At 61.1% G+C, this 19,553-nt stretch carries 14 protein-coding genes; 9 read left to right on the top strand and 5 right to left on the bottom strand.

All coding sequences use genetic code 11. The features are described from left to right. Positions 1–52 precede the first annotated feature (52 nt). The 8 genes from LG374_RS07830 to LG374_RS07795 all read left to right on the top strand — a co-directional run bounded on the left by LG374_RS07830 (position 53) and on the right by LG374_RS07795 (position 9,712). Positions 53–1,843 carry an aminopeptidase P family protein gene (locus tag LG374_RS07830; RefSeq protein WP_225757169.1) on the top strand — a complete coding sequence of 597 codons (1,791 nt, stop codon included), beginning with the start codon at positions 53–55 and terminating at the stop codon, positions 1,841–1,843. Between the two features lie 108 nt (positions 1,844–1,951). Then, the gene (locus LG374_RS07825) at positions 1,952–2,353 is read left to right on the top strand and encodes a hypothetical protein (RefSeq protein WP_225757168.1); all 402 of its coding nucleotides are present in this window, start codon (positions 1,952–1,954) and stop codon (positions 2,351–2,353) included. A gap of 292 nt (positions 2,354–2,645) precedes the next feature. Continuing rightward, on the top strand, positions 2,646–4,040 hold the full coding sequence (gene aspA / locus LG374_RS07820) for an aspartate ammonia-lyase (protein WP_225757167.1): 1,395 nt from the start codon (positions 2,646–2,648) through the stop codon (positions 4,038–4,040). A 132-nt stretch (positions 4,041–4,172) separates the two neighbouring features. After that, positions 4,173–5,099 carry a LysR family transcriptional regulator gene (locus tag LG374_RS07815; protein WP_225757166.1) on the top strand — a complete coding sequence of 309 codons (927 nt, stop codon included), beginning with the start codon at positions 4,173–4,175 and terminating at the stop codon, positions 5,097–5,099. Between the two features lie 373 nt (positions 5,100–5,472). Further along, positions 5,473–5,943 (top strand): CYTH domain-containing protein, encoded by a 471-nt coding sequence (locus LG374_RS07810; protein WP_225757165.1) that lies wholly within the window; start codon positions 5,473–5,475, stop codon positions 5,941–5,943. Between the two features lie 10 nt (positions 5,944–5,953). Further along, positions 5,954–6,589 carry a hypothetical protein gene (locus LG374_RS07805; protein ID WP_225757164.1) on the top strand — a complete coding sequence of 212 codons (636 nt, stop codon included), beginning with the start codon at positions 5,954–5,956 and terminating at the stop codon, positions 6,587–6,589. A 61-nt stretch (positions 6,590–6,650) separates the two neighbouring features. Next, positions 6,651–8,219 (top strand): SLC13 family permease, encoded by a 1,569-nt coding sequence (locus LG374_RS07800; RefSeq protein WP_225757163.1) that lies wholly within the window; start codon positions 6,651–6,653, stop codon positions 8,217–8,219. 44 nt (positions 8,220–8,263) lie between these two features. Further along, positions 8,264–9,712, top strand: coding sequence for a hypothetical protein (locus LG374_RS07795; protein ID WP_225757162.1), 1,449 nt, complete (start codon positions 8,264–8,266; stop codon positions 9,710–9,712). A 76-nt stretch (positions 9,713–9,788) separates the two neighbouring features. Here the strand turns inward: LG374_RS07795 and LG374_RS07790 are convergent, their stop codons facing one another. Together LG374_RS07790 and LG374_RS07785 are read right to left on the bottom strand one after the other, a co-directional pair. Continuing rightward, on the bottom strand, positions 9,789–10,568 hold the full coding sequence (locus tag LG374_RS07790) for a J domain-containing protein (protein ID WP_225757161.1): 780 nt from the start codon (positions 10,566–10,568) through the stop codon (positions 9,789–9,791). Between the two features lie 149 nt (positions 10,569–10,717). Further along, positions 10,718–11,464 (bottom strand): hypothetical protein, encoded by a 747-nt coding sequence (locus LG374_RS07785; protein ID WP_225757160.1) that lies wholly within the window; start codon positions 11,462–11,464, stop codon positions 10,718–10,720. A 95-nt stretch (positions 11,465–11,559) separates the two neighbouring features. On the opposite strand from LG374_RS07785, the gene LG374_RS07780 reads away from it, so the two are divergent. Beyond that, positions 11,560–13,287 (top strand): suppressor of fused domain protein, encoded by a 1,728-nt coding sequence (locus tag LG374_RS07780; RefSeq protein ID WP_225757159.1) that lies wholly within the window; start codon positions 11,560–11,562, stop codon positions 13,285–13,287. Between the two features lie 517 nt (positions 13,288–13,804). On the opposite strand, the gene recD is transcribed toward LG374_RS07780, so the two are convergent. The 3 genes from recD to LG374_RS07765 form a co-directional block, all read right to left on the bottom strand. Next, entirely contained in the window at positions 13,805–15,454 is a 1,650-nt protein-coding gene (gene recD / locus LG374_RS07775; RefSeq protein ID WP_225757158.1) for an exodeoxyribonuclease V subunit alpha, read from the bottom strand. A gap of 113 nt (positions 15,455–15,567) precedes the next feature. Next, entirely contained in the window at positions 15,568–15,879 is a 312-nt protein-coding gene (locus tag LG374_RS07770; protein ID WP_225757157.1) for a hypothetical protein, read from the bottom strand. Further along, on the bottom strand, positions 15,876–19,523 hold the full coding sequence (locus LG374_RS07765) for an exodeoxyribonuclease V subunit beta (RefSeq protein ID WP_225757156.1): 3,648 nt from the start codon (positions 19,521–19,523) through the stop codon (positions 15,876–15,878). Before LG374_RS07765 ends, LG374_RS07770 begins: the two co-directional genes overlap by 4 nt. Positions 19,524–19,553 lie beyond the last annotated feature (30 nt).

Genomic DNA, 19,553 nt, shown 5'->3' with positions numbered 1-19,553 from the left:
TCGCGCGGTTGCCCCGCTCAACCGCGCGCCATCCAAGCCACAAGGAATCCCCATGAACCTCTACGCCAAACGCCTCGCCACCCTGCGCCAGCTTATGCAGCAACACAACCTTGACGCCTGGGTCGCGCCTTCCGCCGACCCGCACCTCTCCGAATACCTGCCCGACCACTGGCAGACGCGGCGTTGGCTCTCCGGCTTCACCGGCTCCGTGCCGACGCTTATCGTCACCGCCGAACGTGCCGAACTGTGGGCGGATAGCCGCTACTGGGAACAGGCGACACAACAACTCGCCGGTAGCGGCATCGAATTACAAAAACTCGGCGCCGGCCGCACCCACATCGACGCGCTCGCCGACTACCTGCCGCAGGGTGCCATCGTCGGCATCGCCGCCGATATGCTCTCGCTTACCGCCAAGCGGCAGATGGAAGCGGCCTTCGCCGCGAAAAACATCCGCCTGAACCACCATCACGACCTGATGAACGAGCTCTGGCACGACCGTCCCGCGCTGCCCAAAGCGGAAATCTACCCGCATGACCCCGCCTACGTCCCCGAAAACGCCGCCGCTAAACTCGCTCGCGTCCGCGCGGCAATGCAAGAAAAAGGCGCCATGCACCACCTCATCTCCTCGCTGGACGACATCGCCTGGCTCACTAACCTGCGTGGCAGCGACGTGCCCTACAACCCCGTCTTCCTCGCCTATTTGCACATCAACGACCACGATGCCACCCTCTATGTGGACGCCGCCAAACTTAACCCCGCCGCCACCGCGACACTGGCCGCCGCCGGCATCCACGTCGCCGCTTATGAAGCCATCGCTGACGCCGTCGGCAAACTGAGCGGTAGCCTGCTGCTCAATCCGGATAAAACCGCCGTCAGTACCCTGCGCAAACTCCCCCCCGACGTTACCCTTATCGAGGCCATCAACCCCAGCACCCTTTTCAAAGCCTGCAAACACGAAGACGAAATCGCCCATACCCACGCCGCGATGGTGCAGGATGGCGTGGCGCTGTGCGGCTTCTTCGCCGAATTCGAAGCCCGCCTCGCTGCCGGTGAGCGGCTGACCGAACTCGACGTGGATAGCATCCTCCTCGCCCACCGCAGCGCGCAGCCACACTTCATCTCGCCCAGCTTCGACACCATCGCCGCCTACAACGCCAACGCTGCCCTGCCCCATTACAGCGCCACCCCGGAACACCACAGCGAAATAGGCCGCGACGGCCTGCTCCTCATCGACTCCGGCGGCCAATACCAGAACGGCACCACCGACATCACCCGTGTTATCCCCATCGGCACGCCGAGTGCCGCCATGCAGCGCGACTACACCCTCGTCCTGAAAGCGCATATTGCCCTTGCGGAAACCATCTTCCCCGACGGCATCGCCGCCCCGCTGCTGGATGCCGTCTGCCGCGCCCCGATGTGGCGCGAACAATGCAACTACGGCCACGGCACCGGTCACGGCGTCGGCTTCTTCCTGAACGTACACGAAGGGCCGCAAGTGCTTTCCTACTACGCGCCCATCCACAGCGCGAGCGGCATGAAAGCGGGGATGATCACTTCAAACGAACCCGGACTGTACCGTCCCGGCCAGTGGGGCATCCGTATCGAAAACCTCGCCGTCAACCGCCGCGTCAAAAACCCGGCGGAAACCGCCTTCGGCGACTACCTCTACTTCGAAACCCTGACCCTCTGCCCGATCGACACCCGCCTTATCGACAAAACCCTGTTGAACAAGACGGAAACCCGCTGGCTGAACGCCTACCACGCCCTTGTGCGGGAAAAACTGGCACCGCACACCACGGGAGCTGCGCACTACTGGCTCATCAAAAACACCGAGGCGATTTAAATAGCGACATCGCCGAAAAAACCATAACTCGCGTAGGGTGGGCCTTGGCCCACCGCATAAACCACCGCCATCGACTAACGTGCCTCGTAGCACAAAAAGAGGTGAACCATGAAAAAAATCCTGCTTCCAACCCTGTTCATCATGCTCGCCGCCTGCTCTGGTGAGAAAAGCAGCGAACAGAACACGGGGCGTGTCAAGCACGCGCACATCAGCGCATCTGCGTCTTCCTTTGATGTTAGGGTTGCAGGTGCTGACCCTTGCTTGAAAGAAGAGGAACAAAAGCAACCTTGTGCAGCGGTCTTGCTGAAAGACAGCGTTGCCATACCCAAATATCCTTTGAGCGACATCAAAGATGTGATGATGGTTTATGTGTACGACCCTGCCATTCATGGCGGTGTGGGTTATGCCTACCGCTATAACTGCAACATTGTTAAATCTAAAAATGACTCTGACTTGTGTCTGATTGACGCAGCAGAAGCCAACAAACTGCTCGAACCCTTCCTGCAATAAAGACACCGGAAGGCGTCAGCACACAACCCAAAGCCCGCGCTAGCGGGCTTTTCCGCAAAACCACCCGCAAAAGAGTGATATTCACGCCACCCAAGCGGAAATGCAGTGGGGGTGCAAGCGGCGCAACAAGTGAAAAACACCAGAAAACCGCCAGCATCCCGCAGCCAAAGAACATAACAAAAACAAGGACTCGTGAATTTCTGAGTAATATCCTCCGGAAAGAAAAGCGAAATTCACGTTACAAACACAGTCCACAGCGTTAAAATACACAAAACCTAACAGGAGACCCCTCATGACAGCAACACGACGTGAACATGACTTACTCGGCGAACGCGACGTCCCCGCCGACGCCTACTACGGCATCCAGACCCTGCGCGCCCTGGAAAACTTCAACATCACTGGTGTGCACCTCGACCAGTTCAGCACCTTCATCAACGCCTTCGCGCAAGTGAAAAAAGCCGCCGCCCTCGCCAACCACGAAGTCGGTGCGCTGGACGGCAAAATCAAAGACGCCATCTGCGCCGCCTGCGACGAAATCATCAGCGGCAAACTGCACGACCAATTCCTGGTGGACATGATCCAGGGCGGGGCGGGCACCTCCACCAACATGAACGCCAACGAAGTCATCGCCAACCGTGCCCTGGAAATCCTCGGCCACAAAAAAGGCGAATACGACTACTGCCACCCGAACAACCACGTCAACAAATCGCAGTCCACCAACGACGCCTACCCGACTGCTCTGCACGTCGCCCTTGACGGCTACATCGAACGCCTCATCGGCTCGCTGCAAAAACTGCACGACAGCTTCGCGCGCAAGAGCAAAGAATTTGGCGACAAACTGAAAATGGGCCGCACCCACCTGCAAGACGCCGTACCGATGACCGCCGGGCAAGAATTCAACGCCTTCACCACCATGATTGCGACCGAAATCGAGCGTCTGGACGAACCGCGCCGCCGCCTCTACGAAATGAACATGGGCGCGACCGCCATCGGCACCGGCCTGAATGCCCCGGCTGGCTACATCCCCGCCTGCGCACGCCATCTCGCCGCCGTCACCGGCAAACCGTACAAAACCGCGCAAGACCTCATCCAGGCAACGCAGGACACCAGCGCCTACGTCCACCTCTCCGGCAACCTGCGCCTGATTGCCACCCGCCTCTCGAAAATCGCCAACGACCTGCGCTTCCTCAGCTCCGGTCCGCGCGCAGGGCTGGCGAACTACATCCTGCCAGACAGACAGCCGGGCAGCTCTATCATGCCGGGCAAAATCAACCCGGTCATCCCGGAAGTCGTGAACCAGACCTGCTTCCACGTCATGGGCATAGACCACAGCATCGCGCTCGCCTCCGAAGCGGGACAACTGCAACTGAACGTGTTTGAGCCCGTCATCACCTTCAACCTCTTTACCGCGATGGTCATGCTTTCCCGCGCCTGCGAAACCTTCGCCGAAAAATGCATCGACGGCATACAGCTCAACGAAGCCCACTGCCGCGAACAAGTGCTGTCGAACATCGGCCTCGTTACCGCGCTCAACCCCTACATCGGCTACGAAAAATCCTCCGACGTCGCCAAAACCGCAAAACGTACCGGCGGCTCGGTGTACGACATCGTGCTGGAAAAAGGCTATCTCAGCAAAGACGAGCTGGAAAAAATCATCGCGCCGGAAAACATGGTTTATCCGAAATAACCCGACATCCATAGCCGCCTGCAATGGCAAGCCCCGCACAAGCGGGGCTTTTTGCTGCGATCAGGCGACGCAATGCCGTTACGATTTTTTAGATGTTTAACTATATGCGAACAATCCCTCACGGAGCCGCTTATGGAACCCCTGCCGCCGGCGGTCAGCCGGATGAATCTCGAACACCTGAAAACCTTTCACTACGTCGCGCAAAGCGGCAGTTTTACCCGGGCGGCGCAGTTACTGTTCCTCACCCAGCCCGCCGTCAGCCAGCAAATGCAAGGACTGGAAAATGCGCTGCACGTCGCCCTCTTCGACCGCTCGCGCCGCTCCATCACGCTCACCGCCGAGGGGGAAGTGCTTTATGGCTATACCCGCCGCCTCTTCGGACTTTTCGACGAAATCGGCCAAGTCTTTCAGGATCTCAGCTTGTTGCAGGCGGGCACGCTCACCCTAGCCGCCTCGGCGGTGATGGGCAGCTACTATCTGCCGCCGCTGCTACGCCGCTTTCATAAACGGTTCCCGCAAATCCGCTTCAATATCCGCATCGGCAATTCCGGACAGGTATTCGACTGGGTGGCGGGGCAGGAAGCCGAACTGGGCTTTGCCGGCCGCACGCGCCGCCCGGCGCAGGTCGAACAGACCCTGCTCTACCGCGAACCGTATGTGGTGGTCACAGCGGCGGGCTCGCCGCTACTGGATATGCACCGCCCACTGCGTCTTGACGAATTTTTGCAGGCGAGCGTGGTCGTGCGCGAAAAGGGCACGCGTACCCGCGCCAAGATTGAGGAATGGGTGAGGAAGCAGGGCGGCAAACGCGCGCCGTCAGCGCCGCTGATTACCGTCGGCAGCCTGGAAGCGGCGCGGGATCTGGTCGCAGCAGGCTTTGGCGCGGCGGCGCTGCCGCGCCTCGCGGTTACCGACGCCCTGGCGCGCGGCACGTTGATGGCGCTGGCGGTAGAAAATTTTGCCCTGAATGCGGATTACTACCTGCTCCGCCCGCGCCAGCGCAAACTCTCGCCTGCTGCCATGCAGTTTTTACACGCCTTGCCGCCGCTGGCGGAATAAATCCTGGTTTTTTATCCCCCCTTCCGGCCTTCGGCCACCTTCCCGGGTACCCATGAAAAAAATGCGAGCATTTTTTCATGGGAGCCCCGTCCCCCGCAAGCGGAGGAAGGGATTTTTCCGTGCAAAATTTGGGATTGGGCAGCACGTCAAGCGGGATAAAACCTGGGCTTACCACCAAGCGGCGTCAATACTGGCCCCGCCAAGCGGCGTAAATGCTGGACCCGTCAAACGGCGTCATTGCTGGGCCCGCCAAGCGGCACATCCGTGTGTTTCAACACATAAGCACAGCTTATACGCATTATGCTCAACAATAATTGTTGTTTTGTGAATTGATGTGGCAAACTCACCTCTGAATCCATAACAGGAGCTCATCATGGCCAAAGAAATTGAACGCAAGTTTTTGGTAATCGGCGACGACTGGCGGCAGCTCGCCAAGGGGACCCATTATCGCCAGGGGTATCTCAACAGCGCCAAGGAGCGGACGGTGCGCATCCGCACGATTGACGACAAGGCCTATCTCACGGTGAAAGGCCCGACCGTCGGTGTTACCCGTCAGGAATATGAATATGAAATCCCGCATGCCGATTGTGTGCAAATGCTGGAGAATCTCGCCGAGAAACCGATTATTGAAAAGGCGCGCTATAAGATTCCTTTCGCCGGTTTGACGTGGGAGATTGATGAATTTTTCGGCGTTAATGCCGGTTTGATTGTCGCCGAGGTGGAACTCGCCAGTGAATCGCAGGCTTTCGAGAAACCCGCCTGGGTGGGTGAAGAAATTTCATCCGATCCGCGCTATTTCAATTCCAATCTGGTCAAGAATCCTTATACAACCTGGGATAAATAGAGAGGCCGCCATGAATACGTATGCCAAGAATGTCGCCACTTCTGCCGCTGATGCCGCGAAGATTACGCCGCGCGCCGAATTCCGCGTATTCGGCAAGGATATTATCCACGGGGTGCAGCAGCATATGTGGGACGCGAAAGCGACGCTGTATGCCGCCCGCCGTATGCCCGCCGAGATTTATTTTCTCTCGGCAAAAACGGATGCCGCCAACGTCAAGGTGCGCGACAGTCTGCTCGACATCAAGCTGAAGGTCGGCGAAACGCCGGAAGGTTTTGAAATCTTCCAGCCGCGCGGCAAATTCCAGTTCCCGGTGAGTAGAGCCGATTTGCAGACGATTCTCGGTTTCCTGCAAGTCGATATTGCCCTTGATAAGGCGCAATATGAATTGGCGGAATTTGTGGCAATGGCCAAAGCGCATCCTGATTTATGCACGGTATCGGTAGAAAAGATGCGTTATGGTTTCAGTGTGGACGGCATCATCTGCGAATATGCGCAGGTATGGTTCAACGGTGCCCTGATGGAAACTGCCTGCTGTGAAAGCGAGGATTATGCGGGGATTAAATCCGCCGCTGAAAAACTGGGCATTGCCCAACTCGATAATATCAATTATCTGAAAGCCGGAAAGCAGGTCGTCGGTATGGCGTAATGCTCGCGCCGCTTACTGACCAGCGGCTTATAACTGCAATGGGATACATAAGGAGTCGATAATGGCCGATATAGACAAAACCGCATTCGACCCGCTCGATATGCGCAATTATTCGTTGGAGAAATTCAAGGAAATTAAAGCCGGGCCAATCATGCAGCGCCTGAAACTGATCGGCGTGCCGCTCGCCGTGCTGCTCTTCCTGATGTTCCAGTTGCGCTGGTGCGGCACCATCGAGCTGTTTGAAACGCAGACGAAGGTGCCGCCCGCCCATTGTTACAGTGCGATGGGCATTTTCCTCGCTTCGCTCGTCCTCTGGCTGACCGAGGCCATCCCCAATTACCTCACTTCCTTGCTGGTCATTGTCGTTGTCGTCCTCACCGGGGTGATGAAGATGCGCCCCGCCTTCGCCATGCTCGGCGAACCGGTGATGATCCTGAATATCGCCAGCTTCATCCTTGCCAGCGCTTTGGTGACGACAGGACTCGCCAAGCGGATTTCGCTCATCCTCGTGCTGCGCACCAAGGAACGGCTGACCATGCTCTTCCTCTGCTTCGTCGCGCTGAACCTGATTTTCGGCGCCTTCATCAGCGCCACTTCGGCGAAAACCGCGCTGCTGCTGCCGCTCTTCATGGTGATTTCCGCCATTTATGGCGCGACCGGCGGCACTTCACGCAACCACGTCGGGCGTAACATGGTGCTGCTCAACCTGCTCGCCAATAACGTCTCCGCCAGCGCCTTCCTCACCGGCTCCGCCGCCAACCTCCTCGCCGTCGCCATGCTGGAAAAAGCCGGGGCGCTCGTCACCTACCAGGACTGGTTCCTCGCCCTCTTCCCGCTCGCGGTGGTGCAATGCCTGGTCGCCTGGTGGACAGGTACGCGCTTCATCTTCCCGATAAAAGAAGAAGACAGCCGCCCGAAACTCGCCGGCGGTATGGCGCGGCTGCGCGCGGAATACGACAAACTCGGCAAGATTCAGGTGAAAGAAATCAAGGCCGGCGTCGTCTTCCTCATCGTGCTGGCCTTGTGGTGCACCGGCAAATGGACAGGTATCAAGGCTGAAGTCGTCGCGCTTGCTGGTGCCTGCGCCGTGCTCATGCCGTCGTTCTCCAACCTGCCCGCCATCGGCGTAATGAAATGGAACGACGCCGACATCCCCTGGCACATGATGATGTTCAGCTTCGGTGCTTATGTGCTGGGCGGCATGATGGATCAGACCGACATCGTCGGCCTCTACGTGCACCGCGCCTTCGACCACTGGAACATCGACCCGCAGGGTGCGGGCAAAGTGCTGGTCTTTGCCGTCCTCAGCGCCGTCTTCGGCTTCACCACCCTCATCAGCGAAAGCAAAACCGCGCGCACCATCATCCTCTTCCCGATCATCATCGCCATCGCCCAGCGCTACCACTGGGATCTGGTCGGCTTCTGCCTGCCGATGGGCTTCATGATCAACCAGGTTTATGTGCTCTACTTCAACTCCAAGCCTGCCAACATCAGCTACCTCACCGACCAGTACTCCACCGGCGATTCCTTCAAATACGGCATCATCCAGCTCATCCTTATCTGGATTATCCTCATCCTGTGGACGCACTACGTCATGCCGCTCATGGGCTTTAACAGCCGCTTGTGGTAAAGCATCCCCCTCTTTTACAGAGGGGGTAAAAACAGGGACAGGGCATGATCAAAGAATCCGTCAAGGCGCATGGCAAACACCAGCTTGAAATCAAGCAGAAAGTCCTCTTCGACCGCCACGCCAAAGAAATCCGCTACCGCATCGATACCTGGTTCTTCCTGCCCTCCGCCCTGCAAATCAATCCCGACTTCTATACCACCGGCGACTTCCGCCGCAGCCTGAAAAACTACGTCCGCCTGCGCCCGCCGACCGAAAAAATCGCCCACCTCAGCGAAGCGGGCGGCGCGCTTGAGATCCTCGCCGCCTGGCTCGCCGCCCACCGCGACGACCCGACGCTGACGCTAGACGATTACGAAAACACCCTGAAACGCTACGCGCTCACCTATAAACGCGCCCTGCGCCTCGCCGTCAAACTCATCGAAAAAAACCCGCAGAAAAAAAACACAGAAACCGTCAGCGCCACCCTCGCTGCCATCCGCGCCGCACTCGCTGCCTACCGTGCCCTGGCACCACTCGCCGCAGCGGCAGAGGCGCGCCTCTCTTCCGTCGCCTTCCATTACTGCGACGAATACATCACGCTGATGACCGTGCAATACCTGCGCCGCCTCGCCGCCCCTGCCGATGTGCCCGCGCGCGCCGCCATCCGAACCCTGTGGCGGGAAGAAACCGCCTACTGCCGCGCGCACTACCCGGCGAGCATGCCGAATGCCACCGGCAAGAACGAAGAAGTGCTCTACCGCTGGAGCGCCCTGAAAAAATACATCAACCGCTACCTCTACCTCGACGTGCGCCGCAAAAAAGGCAACCCGCTGCTCATGCACACCGTCTATGCGGTGGCGGCGGCGATTGCCATGATCTTCGCCACCTTCGTCGCCTTCTTCTGGCAGGGCAAATACGGCGCACTCAGCAGCAACCTCTTCATGGCCGTCGTCATCGCCTACATCTTCAAAGACCGCATGAAAGACATTGGCCGCGAACAACTGCTGCGCCTCTTCCGCAAATGGATTCCCGACCGGCGCCTGCTCATCTACCGCGACGAAAAAACCATCGTCGGTGACTGCCGCGAAAACTACCGCTTCGTCGAACACGAACTGCTACCACCGGATATCGCCGCCCTGCGTGAGCGGGGGCACTGGCTGCAACTGCTGAACGACCAGCGCGACGAAGACATCCTCCTCTACAAAAAAGACGTGACCCTGCACAACCGCCCGGCACTGTTCGAGCGCACCCAGTATTCCATCGTGGACATCACCCGCTTCAACATCGCCGACTTCCTGAAACAAATCGACAACCTCTTCGAGCCGCTGCCGCTGCCCGAAGACGAAAACGGCGACAGCCGGGGCGAACGCATCTACCACATCTACATGATCCGGCATATCGACTATGCCGGGCAGCAAGCAAGCGAGCTGGTGCGCCTGGTGGTGAATGCCGCCGGCATCAAGCGCCTGGAAATGATCCAGCCGCTGCAATTCGCTAGCGACACCGAGAATTGAAGCGACCGGCAACGGGCACAAAAAAACAGGCGACGTATTGCTACGCCGCCTGTCCCCGGAGAAAGGCATTGAATAATTACTTGGGACAACGCACCGGAATATATTCTTCCGGCAAATCGGAGTGACAACGCCAGTCCACCCCCGCGTTAGGAATCTGATACAGCTCGAAGGTAATGCTGCTGCCTTGCAGGCCGTTGTAAGCATTCTGGTTGAAACTCAGCTTGATGGCATTATCCCCTTCCACACCGATGTGGTAGTACTCGCCATCGTTGCTATAGCTGGAAGGGAAAACCTTATTGCTGCGGATGAGCGACATGACCTCGTTGCCCGCATTGCTCAAGGCAACATAGGCTTCTTCTGATTGCTGCTTGGCGCGATAATCATCGTAAAACGGCTTACCGGAAAAAAAGGCGATGGCCAAGGCCAGAGCCAGCATGCCGAGGAACAGCATCGCGCGTCCGCTGGAGAGCAGATGATCACGTGCCGTCAGACCCTTTTCCCAATCTTCCAGCTCAGCCGCCATCTGGTTATAGCGCGCCTGCTGCGCATTGCGCAGCGCTTCTTCAGAACCGTATTCCCGCCCGGTCACATCGACAAATGTCTGTTTCTTCGGTTCTGCCTGTGCCTGGATGGCAACGTAATAATCGCCACGCAGTCCCGCCGTTAGCCCCAGCTGGTCGTCATAAGCATTGCGTTTTTGCGGATCACTCAACGTCTCCTCAATCGTGTTGAGGGTTGCGGTGTAACTGCCGGCGGCGTCACGCTTGCGCAATGCACTGACAGCATTGCGTATTTCCGGGACACCGGCGGTACTGGGGACACCCAGAATGCGGTAATAATTGTGTGTCGCAGCCATAAAAACATCCTTAAAAAATTACGGCGAAAACCCTACTCGAAGCAGGTTGACGCTCCTTGTGGGCCACGGTGAGGCGTGTTAAAGGTTAAATTGTCGTGTAGAAATTGTAATAATCCGACCTGCAAAAAGCAAAGAAATTTTACCTTCCTTTAATCAAAACGCTCGTCAACGGCATCACTTGCACGCTCGGCATCACGCAGCACGTCCAGCGCAACGCGCCCTTCCACCTGCGCCCCGCAACCATCCGCACTGGCGGACAACGTGCTGCACGACATCACAAAATCAAAGCCTTCCAGCTCGGGCTGATGCTGCGGTTGACCGTAGCAGCCATACGCCTGCACCCCGGCGGCAGCCAATGCGGCATTGAATACCTCGGCAAAGTGTGCCCGCCATGTTTCATTCGCCCCGGCGCGGAAGCCTTCGGCGGGCAGCAACGCCTGCAAATCCGGCGGCAACAGCACTGCTACCTTGTCGCCCCGCCCGAAATACCAGAAACGGCGACTGAGCAGCACATGGCGTCCCACTTCTACATCGCGCCCGAAATCGCCCTCGCCATGCCCTGACCATGACGACAACGGGAAACGGCTCTGCGGCGGCCATATTGCATCGGCAGCATCCAGCACATTGTGCGGCACGCGGTTGCGCCATTCGCTGCGCGTTTTCGCTGCATACTCCGGCCACGGCAACACCTCATCGACCACAAACACGAACACTACCCGCACCTGCCCCGCATCCGCCGTGAGCCCAAGCAGCACATCATCCGGACGCGCCTGCGCACGCACCTGCGGCTGGGCAAGGGCAAACGACGCCAAATCATCCTTCACAAACGGCGCAACGCCACCATCAAAAAACACCGGAAAACTGAACAAGCGGGCTGTTTCAGAAAAAGCGAACATAAACACCTCAACAAAAGAAAACAGGCCGCATTCTACGCGCCGCCTGGGCAAAAAGCCCGTACAATGCCGGGCAAATCACAGCCAAAAACACCAACATGGACACCGCCGAAAGCCTGCGCCACTACCTCGAAACCTTTGCCGCCCGCGGCCTCAGCAGTGCGCTCAATCCGGGCGCGACCGAAGCCGACCTGAAAAACTTCGAAAGCGAACACGGCATCCGTCTGCCGGAGAGCCTTGCCAGTATCTACCGCGCCTTCAACGGGCAGATCCACGAACTCATCCCGCCGGGCGAACCGCGCTGGCTTGGTCTGGAAGAAATCTACGGCAAACAGCAAGAATGGCGCGAATTCTGCGAAACCTACTATGGCAAACACTGGCCGAACGTCCGCCTGCCGCATATCGACGCCGAAGGGTTGGCCAAAAACACCCTCTACAACCCCTTCTGGCTGCCCTTCATGGCTGATAACGAAGGCTTCTACTGCGTCGATTTCGATCCTGAAGCGGGCGGCAGCAGCGGACAAATCATCTACACCAAAATCAACACTGACCCCACCACCAGTGACATCATCCACCTCGACGACAGCTTCGCACTGTGGTTCGACAGCCACGCGCACGCCCTCGGCGCCAGCCACCACACCGTCGGCCTGACCACCCTCATCGACGAATACCTCACCTACCAGCGACTCAACCCGGCGCTCACGCTGAACCCGCCCGCCAGCCCGAACGACATCCGCATCACCGAACACATCAACGGCATCCGCTTCCCCGACAACCTCAAAACCATCTGGCACGCCTACAACGGCTACAAACATCCCACCGCCGACAACCGCGAATACTGGATCGGCCACGACGCCATCGCCACCGCGCAGGCCGCCTGGCGCGACAAACTCGCCGCCCGCCTCGGCAGCGACCCCGCCACCACCGAACGCCCCGATGCCGGAGAAAGCAGCCAGACCCAGCCCTACTACTACCACCCCATGTGGCTGCCCATCTACCAAATGGGCGACATCATCATCGCGCTCGACTACGCGCCGACCGAAGACGGCAACACGGGACAACCACTCGTCATCTACAGCGGCGAAGACTACGAAATCATCACCGACTACGACAGCTTCGACGAATGGCTCTACACCTTCCTCAGCTACACCCTCTACCCCGAAGAAAACGACGACCCGCCGCAGCTTGCCGCCGCAAACCACAGCTACCGCAGCGAAATCCGCGCGCACATTGAGCAGCACATCGGCCCCATCGCCGCTACCTTCAAGCGGGAAGAAAGCGACAGCAGCATCGACCTGCTCTGGCTGCCGCCCGGCGACGAGCACCCCTACCACGCCCTGATCACCAGCGGGCTCTCCGACCGGCCAATGGACGTCCCGGATGGCCCGCGCCGCGCCCAGCGCGAGCGCGCCGAACTGATGATCATGCTGCCGCCCGACTGGCAACTCAGCTCGAAGAACCTGCACAGCGAACAGGGCTACTGGCCGATCGTCTGGCTGTCGATGCTGGCGGACTACGCCCAGAGCCGGGACAACTGGATTGCCATCGGCAACCTCTTCCCGAACGGCAACCCGATGACACCGATCGCCGATACCCCATTCAGCGGCGTGACCATCCTGCCGCCCCTAGTCAGCCACTCGCACGACTTCGGCACCTACCGCAGCAAAGACGGCAACCGCATCAATATCTACTGCCTGATGCCGCTCTACGCCGGCGAAATTGAACTGCTCAACCGTGAAGGACTGGAAGCCCTGCTTGCCTGCTTCGACGCGCACCACATCAGCGGCGAAATTGCCGACCCGACGCGCCCGGACAGCAGCCGCTGACCCAAACCTGCCCGCCATAAGAAACCGCCCCGAAGGGCGGTTTCTTTACAGCCGATTACGCTGGCCAAAACAGCAGAGCGCCATGTTTTATAGATAAGCAGCCTGGTGATACCCGCTTGACGGGCCCAGTAACGACGCCGCTTGACGACATTCGCATCGCACAACAGCACTACGGCAGAGAGAAAAATGTAGAGACGTTGCCTGCAATGTCTCAAAAAACAAGAAGCCCGTGGTTATTCCGCTTGACGGCTCACGCTATGAGCCCAGTGTTATCCCGCTTGACGGCTCGCCATGAACCCAGGTTTTATCCCGCTTGGCGCCCTACCCTTCCCACGAACCCAGGATTTATCCCGCTTGGCACCATGCCCTGCCCACAAACCCAGCGTTTATCCCGCTTGGCGGGCCCAGTAACTACCCCGCTTAACGGGGTTTGGTGCAGGCTGATAGCTAGGATGGAGACGTTGCAGGCAACGTCTCTACAACAAACGGGCATTTATCCCGTTGATGAGGCCCGCATTTACGCCTCTTGGCGGCTGAGGTGCCAGGCGAGGCCGGTGCTGCGTTGGGTCGGGGTGTCGGCGGCGTGGCTGAGGGTCGCTGCATCGGCGTAGAGGTCAAGCGCGCCTTTGCTGCGGGTGATGCCGGTGTAGAGCAGTTCGCGACTGAGCAGGCGTTCGCTGTGCGCGTCCAGGGCCAGCGCCACGCGCGCATATTCGGAGCCTTGCGATTTGTGGATGGTGAGGGCGTAGGCATCGGCGAGGTTTGCCGGATTGAGGCGGGCGAGCGGCACGGGCTCGCGGCCGGGCAGGTGCAATTGCAGGCCGTGTGGGCTGTCGAGGCAGATGCCGGTATCGCCGTTGTAGAGTTGCTGGCGGTGGTCGTTGGCGAGGATCATCAGTGGCAGACCGTGGTAGTGGTTGTGCGTGGTGTCGAGGTGGTGCGCGCGCTGGTGCAGGAGGCGCAGTGCGGCGTTGATGCGCGCTGTGCCGAGCGCGCCGTGGTGTCCCGCGCAGAGGATGCGGTACTGGTCGTAGGCGGCGAGCAGTGTTTCCGGGTCGGCAGCGGGGTTTTGCAGCAGGGCGAGGTAGTCGCCGTAGGGCGCAAGGAGGTCGCGGTAGGTATCGGCGCTGGGCGTGGGCTGCCAGTGGATGGCGGGTGTCTGTGCGCGGTGGTTGGTTTTGGTTGTCGTCATCCCGCTGTGCGGGACACCCCCACCCCGGCCCTCCCCCGCAAGCGGGAGAGGGGGTGTTTCTTGCGGTGTGTCGTGCTGTTGTGCTTCGTCGCGGCGGGAAGGGGGGAAATCTACTGCCATCGCTTCGAGCGCAGCAACAAGGCGCGCGCCGCGTGTCTCGCCGCTGCCGAGGATGGCGGCGAGCTGGCCGATGCCGCTGTCAGCGGTGAAGCGCGCGCTTTCGTGCAGGGTGATGCGGTGTGCTTGCAGGGCGGGGTGGTGGCTGAGGTCGTGCAGGATGGCGCCGGGTTCGACGGCGGCGAGCTGGTCGGCGTCGCCGAGGAGGATGAGGCGGGTGTCGGGAGCGGTGGCGGCAAAGAGGGCGGCGGCGAGTTCGAGCGGGAGCATGGAGGCTTCGTCGATGATGATGTCGTCGTAGGGCAGGTGGCGCGCGGCGTGGTATTGGGGAACGCCGTTCGTGCCGATGCCGAGCAGGCGGTGCAGGGTGCGGGCGCGGCCAGTGGCGCGGCGGACGGCGTCTTGCGCGGCGGCGGGAAGATGGGCGGTCGCCCGCGCCAGGCTTTCTTCCATGCGGTTCGCTGCTTTGCCGGTCGGCGCGGCAAGGGCGATGCGGCGTGCGGGGTGTTCGTGCAGTTCGGCGGCGATGAGGTGGGCAAGGGTATGGGTTTTGCCGGTGCCGGGGCCGCCGTTGATGAGGGTGAGGCGGTGGCGCCGGGCGAGGGCGACGGCGTGCTGTTGTTCCGGCCGCAGGTTGGGGTCGGCGGCGGGTGCTGCCGCGTCGGCGCTTTGTCCGTCTGTGGCAAGGCGCGCGTGGATGGCGGCGGCGAGGCGGGCTTCGTTCTGATAGTTGCGGTAGTACCAAAGGCGGTCGCCGTGGCGCACCAGTGGTGTGGGCTGGCTGCCGTCACCGATGAGGCCATGCGCGGCGAGGGTTGCAAGGATGGCGGCGGTGATGGGGGGTGTGTCGGGTGACACCCCCCCTCCGCTGCTTCGCAGCACCTCCCCCCGCAAGCGGGGGGAGGGTTCTTCGCTATCCCCGGTATCATCCCCAAGTAAGCGGGGGACAGTGATGGTATGGCTGGTTTGTTTTAACCCCACCCCAACCCCTCCCCCATGGGGGGAGGGGCTTTTTCTGTGCCGCTATCTGCTAGGGAAGGAGCTCTTGCTGTGCCGCTGTCCGCCGAGTGAGGGTTTTTTTCTGTGCGGCTGTCCGCCGGGGGAGGGGTTTTGGTGCTGCTATCGGTTACGGGTGGGGCGTTTGCTGCGGTGTTGTCTTTGAGGATGGTCAGGGTGTCGCCGTTGTCGTGTGCGTCTTGCAGGGCAGTGAGGAGGACGGCGAGGCTGTCGCCACAAGCGGGGCAACCGTGCCGGGCGGCGAGGTAGTGGGCGAGTGCGTTCATGCGGTTTGGCGCGGGTAGGGGTTCTGGTAGCCGAATTCGCGGTCAAGCGCGAGGATGAAGTCGGTCGGGTAGCGGTGGCCGAGGCCGCCGTTTGTGCGGTCGGTGCTGTCCACGCCGCGCAGGTAGAGGTATTCGACGCCGCCGAGGTGGGTTTCGGGGTCGTAATCGGGCAGGCGTGTTTGCAGCAGGCGGTGTAGCGCCACTTGGTAGATGGCCGCTTGCAGCCAGTAGTGGTGGTCGTCCATCGCCTGTTTGAGCGCAGCGGCGTTGTAGGCGGCGGGGCTGTCGCCGAGGTGGTTCGATTTGTAGTCGAGGATGTAGTAGCGCCCGCCGTGCTTGTAGAGGTGGTCGATTTCGCCGCGCAGGTAGCGGTAGTGTTTGTGGTTTTTTTTGAGGCCGAGGGGGAGGCCGCAGGCGGTGAAAAGGGCGTCAATGCGGTCGATGTTGGCCGGGTCGCGGTCATCTAGGGCGAGGCTGAAGCTGTATTCGCTGCGGTGGGCGCCGCGTTTGCTTGCCGCGAGGCTGATGCCGCTTTGCGGGCACTGCGCGGCATAGATGTCCGCCAGCCATTGTTCGCAGGCGCTGAGGCCGGCGTCATCCAGCGGGATTTGCCATTCGGCGGCGTGGCGGCTGAGGGTTTGCCGCCAGTCGGCGCGGTGGTCGCCGTGGGTGTGTTCGAGGATGGCGTGCAGGTAGCTGCCCGCCGCCGGGCCGCGCGGGAAGGTGTAGCGGATGTCGGCGTCGTCAGAGGTGGGTTCCGCTGCGTTGTCGCGGGGTTCGGCAACGGCGTAGTCGGCGAGGTCGATGGCGGTGTGGTTGTCGGTGTCGCGGCTGAGGGCGGTGAAGCTGGTGCGCTGCCAGCCGTAGTAGTGTTTGCGCGGCCAGGGTTCGGCTTCGCCGTTTGGCGCGGCAGCAGGTGTTTCTGCGACGGCGGCAGGCAGGACGCGTTCGTGCTGGCTGAGGCTGACGCCTTCCGGCAGGATTTGGCTGTGCGGGCTTTCTGTCTGGCTTTGGTAGAGGGCTTCGCTGGGTTTGGCGGGGCTTTTATGGCGTTTGGCGATGATGAGCAGGTCTTCGGCGCGGGTGATGCCGACGTAGTGCAGGCGGCGGTTTTCTTCGTCTTCGTGGCGTTCGTTTTCTGTTTTGGCGTTGCCTTCGGGTTTGTACGGGCTGAGGCTGAGGCGGTCGCCGTCGCGCACGGGGTAGAGGCGGACGCCACTGTCGCGGTTGCCGCCTTTGTTGCTGCCGCCGCTGCCGGGCACAAACGACGTACAACTCCTCACCATCCACAAAGCCAAAGGCCTGCAAGCGCCCATCGTCATCCTCGCCCCCGGCGGCAGCAACAAAGGCGGCACGGTGGCCCAGTCGGCCTGGGGCGGATCGGCGAGTTGGCGTTGCCACCAGCGGCTGTAATGGGCGGGGTTTTGTTCGGGCGGGCGTTCGGCGAGCAGTTGCTGGATGTGGCGCAGGTCGAGGAGGTGGCGGTGGTTGTCGGGGTAGGGGGCAGCGGCGAGGGTTTGCCAGATGCTGTGTTTGGGGTGGTCAAGCAGCGGGGTGAGGGCGGCGAGCAGGCCGCCGCTTTGCCATTGGGCGCGGGCGCGGTTCAGGGCGGCGCGCAGGTCGGCGAGGGTGTATTCGTCTGCCGCTGCTTCGTTTTCGCCTTGTTCGATGGCGGCGAGGTGGTCGAGGTCGGCCTGGGTTTTGTTGTAGTAGGGACCGGAGAGGAGACGGTTGTGGTGGGCGCTGTTTTCGGGGTCGCGGATGGCAGCGAGCAGGTCGGCGAAGGCGCGGGCGACGCTGCCGGTAAAGAGGTTTTGTTCGTGCTGGAGTTCGCTGTCGATGCCGTGCCGGTGCAGTTTTTGTTGCAGGGTGACGAGGCCGTTGTTGCTGCGCATGAGGATTTGGATGTCGCGCGGGCGGATGCGGCTCAGGCTGCCGTCGTCGTTGCGCCGCGCGTAGGGCGAGGTTTCGGCGAGGAGTTGTGCGGTGAGGGCGGCGATTTTGTCGGTTTCTTCGTCCTGGTTCTGGCCGCTGTCCATCCAGATGAGGGGGGCGGCGATGGGATTGCCGTGGTGGTCAACGATGCGGTTTTTCAGGTTGGCGGCGCTGGCGGGGTGGTAGTGGATGTTGTCGCCGAGGCGGTCGTTGTCGTGATGGGTGTAGTGTTCGTTGTGCGCCGCGATGAGGTTGGCGGCGCTGCGGTGGTTGGTGAGGAGCTGGTGGCGGTCGGCGGGGGCAATGTGCTGTTTGAGGCGGTTGTAGTTGGCGACGTCGCCGCCGCGAAAGCCGTAGATGGCCTGTTTGGGGTCGCCGACGAGGAGGAGGAAGCTGCGCGGCGGCGCGGTATCGTCGCGCAGGTAGGTGTTTTCGAGCAGGCGCGCCTGGTCGTGGTTGAGGTCCTGGGATTCGTCCACCAGCATGACGGGGTAGCGGTGGGTGAGGTAGCGGGCGAGTGCGGCACCGTGCGGGCCTTCCAGGGCGCGGTTCAGACGGGTGATTTTGTCGTTGAAGGTGGTTTCTCCACGCTGTTCGCGGGCGGCGGGCAGTTCGGCACGGACGGCGGCAATGAGGGCGGCGGTCGCAGCGGCATCGAGGGTGTCGTGGTCGTGCTGGTGGGCGAGGGCGGCGCGCAGCAGGGTGGTGAGCGGGTGGTCGTGGTAGCGGGCGGCGAGGGCGTCGTGGCCTTTGTTGAATTTGGGGTCGAGGATGCCGGCTGCGAGGGCAGTGCAGGCGTCGTCCAGCGGGCGGTTGTCGCGTAGTTGGGCGATAAGCGCGGGCAGGGCGGCGCGGTGTTTTTTCCAGGCGGCGTCTTTGCGGGTGGCGGCAAGGAGTGCGTCGCTGTCGGTAAGTGTCTGCCAATCGGCGATGAGGGCGGGGTCAAAGTCGCGCAGGGCGGCGCGGGTAGCGGCGCTGTCGGCTGCGTCCGGCGGGGTGACGGGGGTGATGGCGGCTTCGTTGTAGCGGGTCGCGGCGGCAACGGCACCCAGGTAGGCGTCGCTGTCGTGCAGGCCGCCGCCAGCGACGAGGCGGGCGTATTCGGCGGGGTGGGCCTGGGCGAGTTCGTGGCGGATGCGGCGCAGGTGATCGTGGATGGTGTCGAGGTTGGCGCTGCTGTGTTCGTTGATTTGCAGGTGTTCGTCGCTGCCGGTTTCCAGCGCGTTTTCGATGAGCCAGCGCTGGCAGATGCTGTCGAGGGTGCCGATGGTGAGTTCGTCCAGGGCGATGCGGGTGTCTTCGATGCGGCGGTAGAGGTGGATGAGGCCGTCCAGGCCGCGTTCGCGCACGGGGGCGAGGATGAGGTGGCGGTTGGTGGGGTCGGTTTCGCCCGCGCGGTCAAGCTGTGCGCCGAGGCGGGCTGCGAGGGCGTCGTCGTCATCCAGCAGGGTTTGATCCGTCAGGTAGGCATCGGCGATGTTTTTGAGGCGCTCGCGCAAGGTGTCCAGGCGGTCGCGCACGCGGTGCTGCATTTCGGCGGCGGCTTTGCGGGTGAAGGTGGTGGCGATGATGTCACTCGGGGCGGTAGCGGTTTCGAGCAGCAGGCGCAGGATGATGCCGGTGAGCGTCCAGGTTTTGCCGGTGCCGGCAGAGGCTTCGATGAGGGCGCGGCCACGCAGGGGCAGGGTGAGGGCTGGAGGGGTGTTCATAGGGGCGGGATGATAGCATTGCCAGTCAGT

This window comes from Cardiobacterium sp. Marseille-Q4385, assembly GCF_916618745.1.
In the GTDB taxonomy this organism is placed as follows: Bacteria; Pseudomonadota; Gammaproteobacteria; order Cardiobacteriales; family Cardiobacteriaceae; genus Cardiobacterium.
Note: the sequence above shows the minus strand (reverse complement) of the source record. Positions and strands in the feature narration are given on the sequence as shown.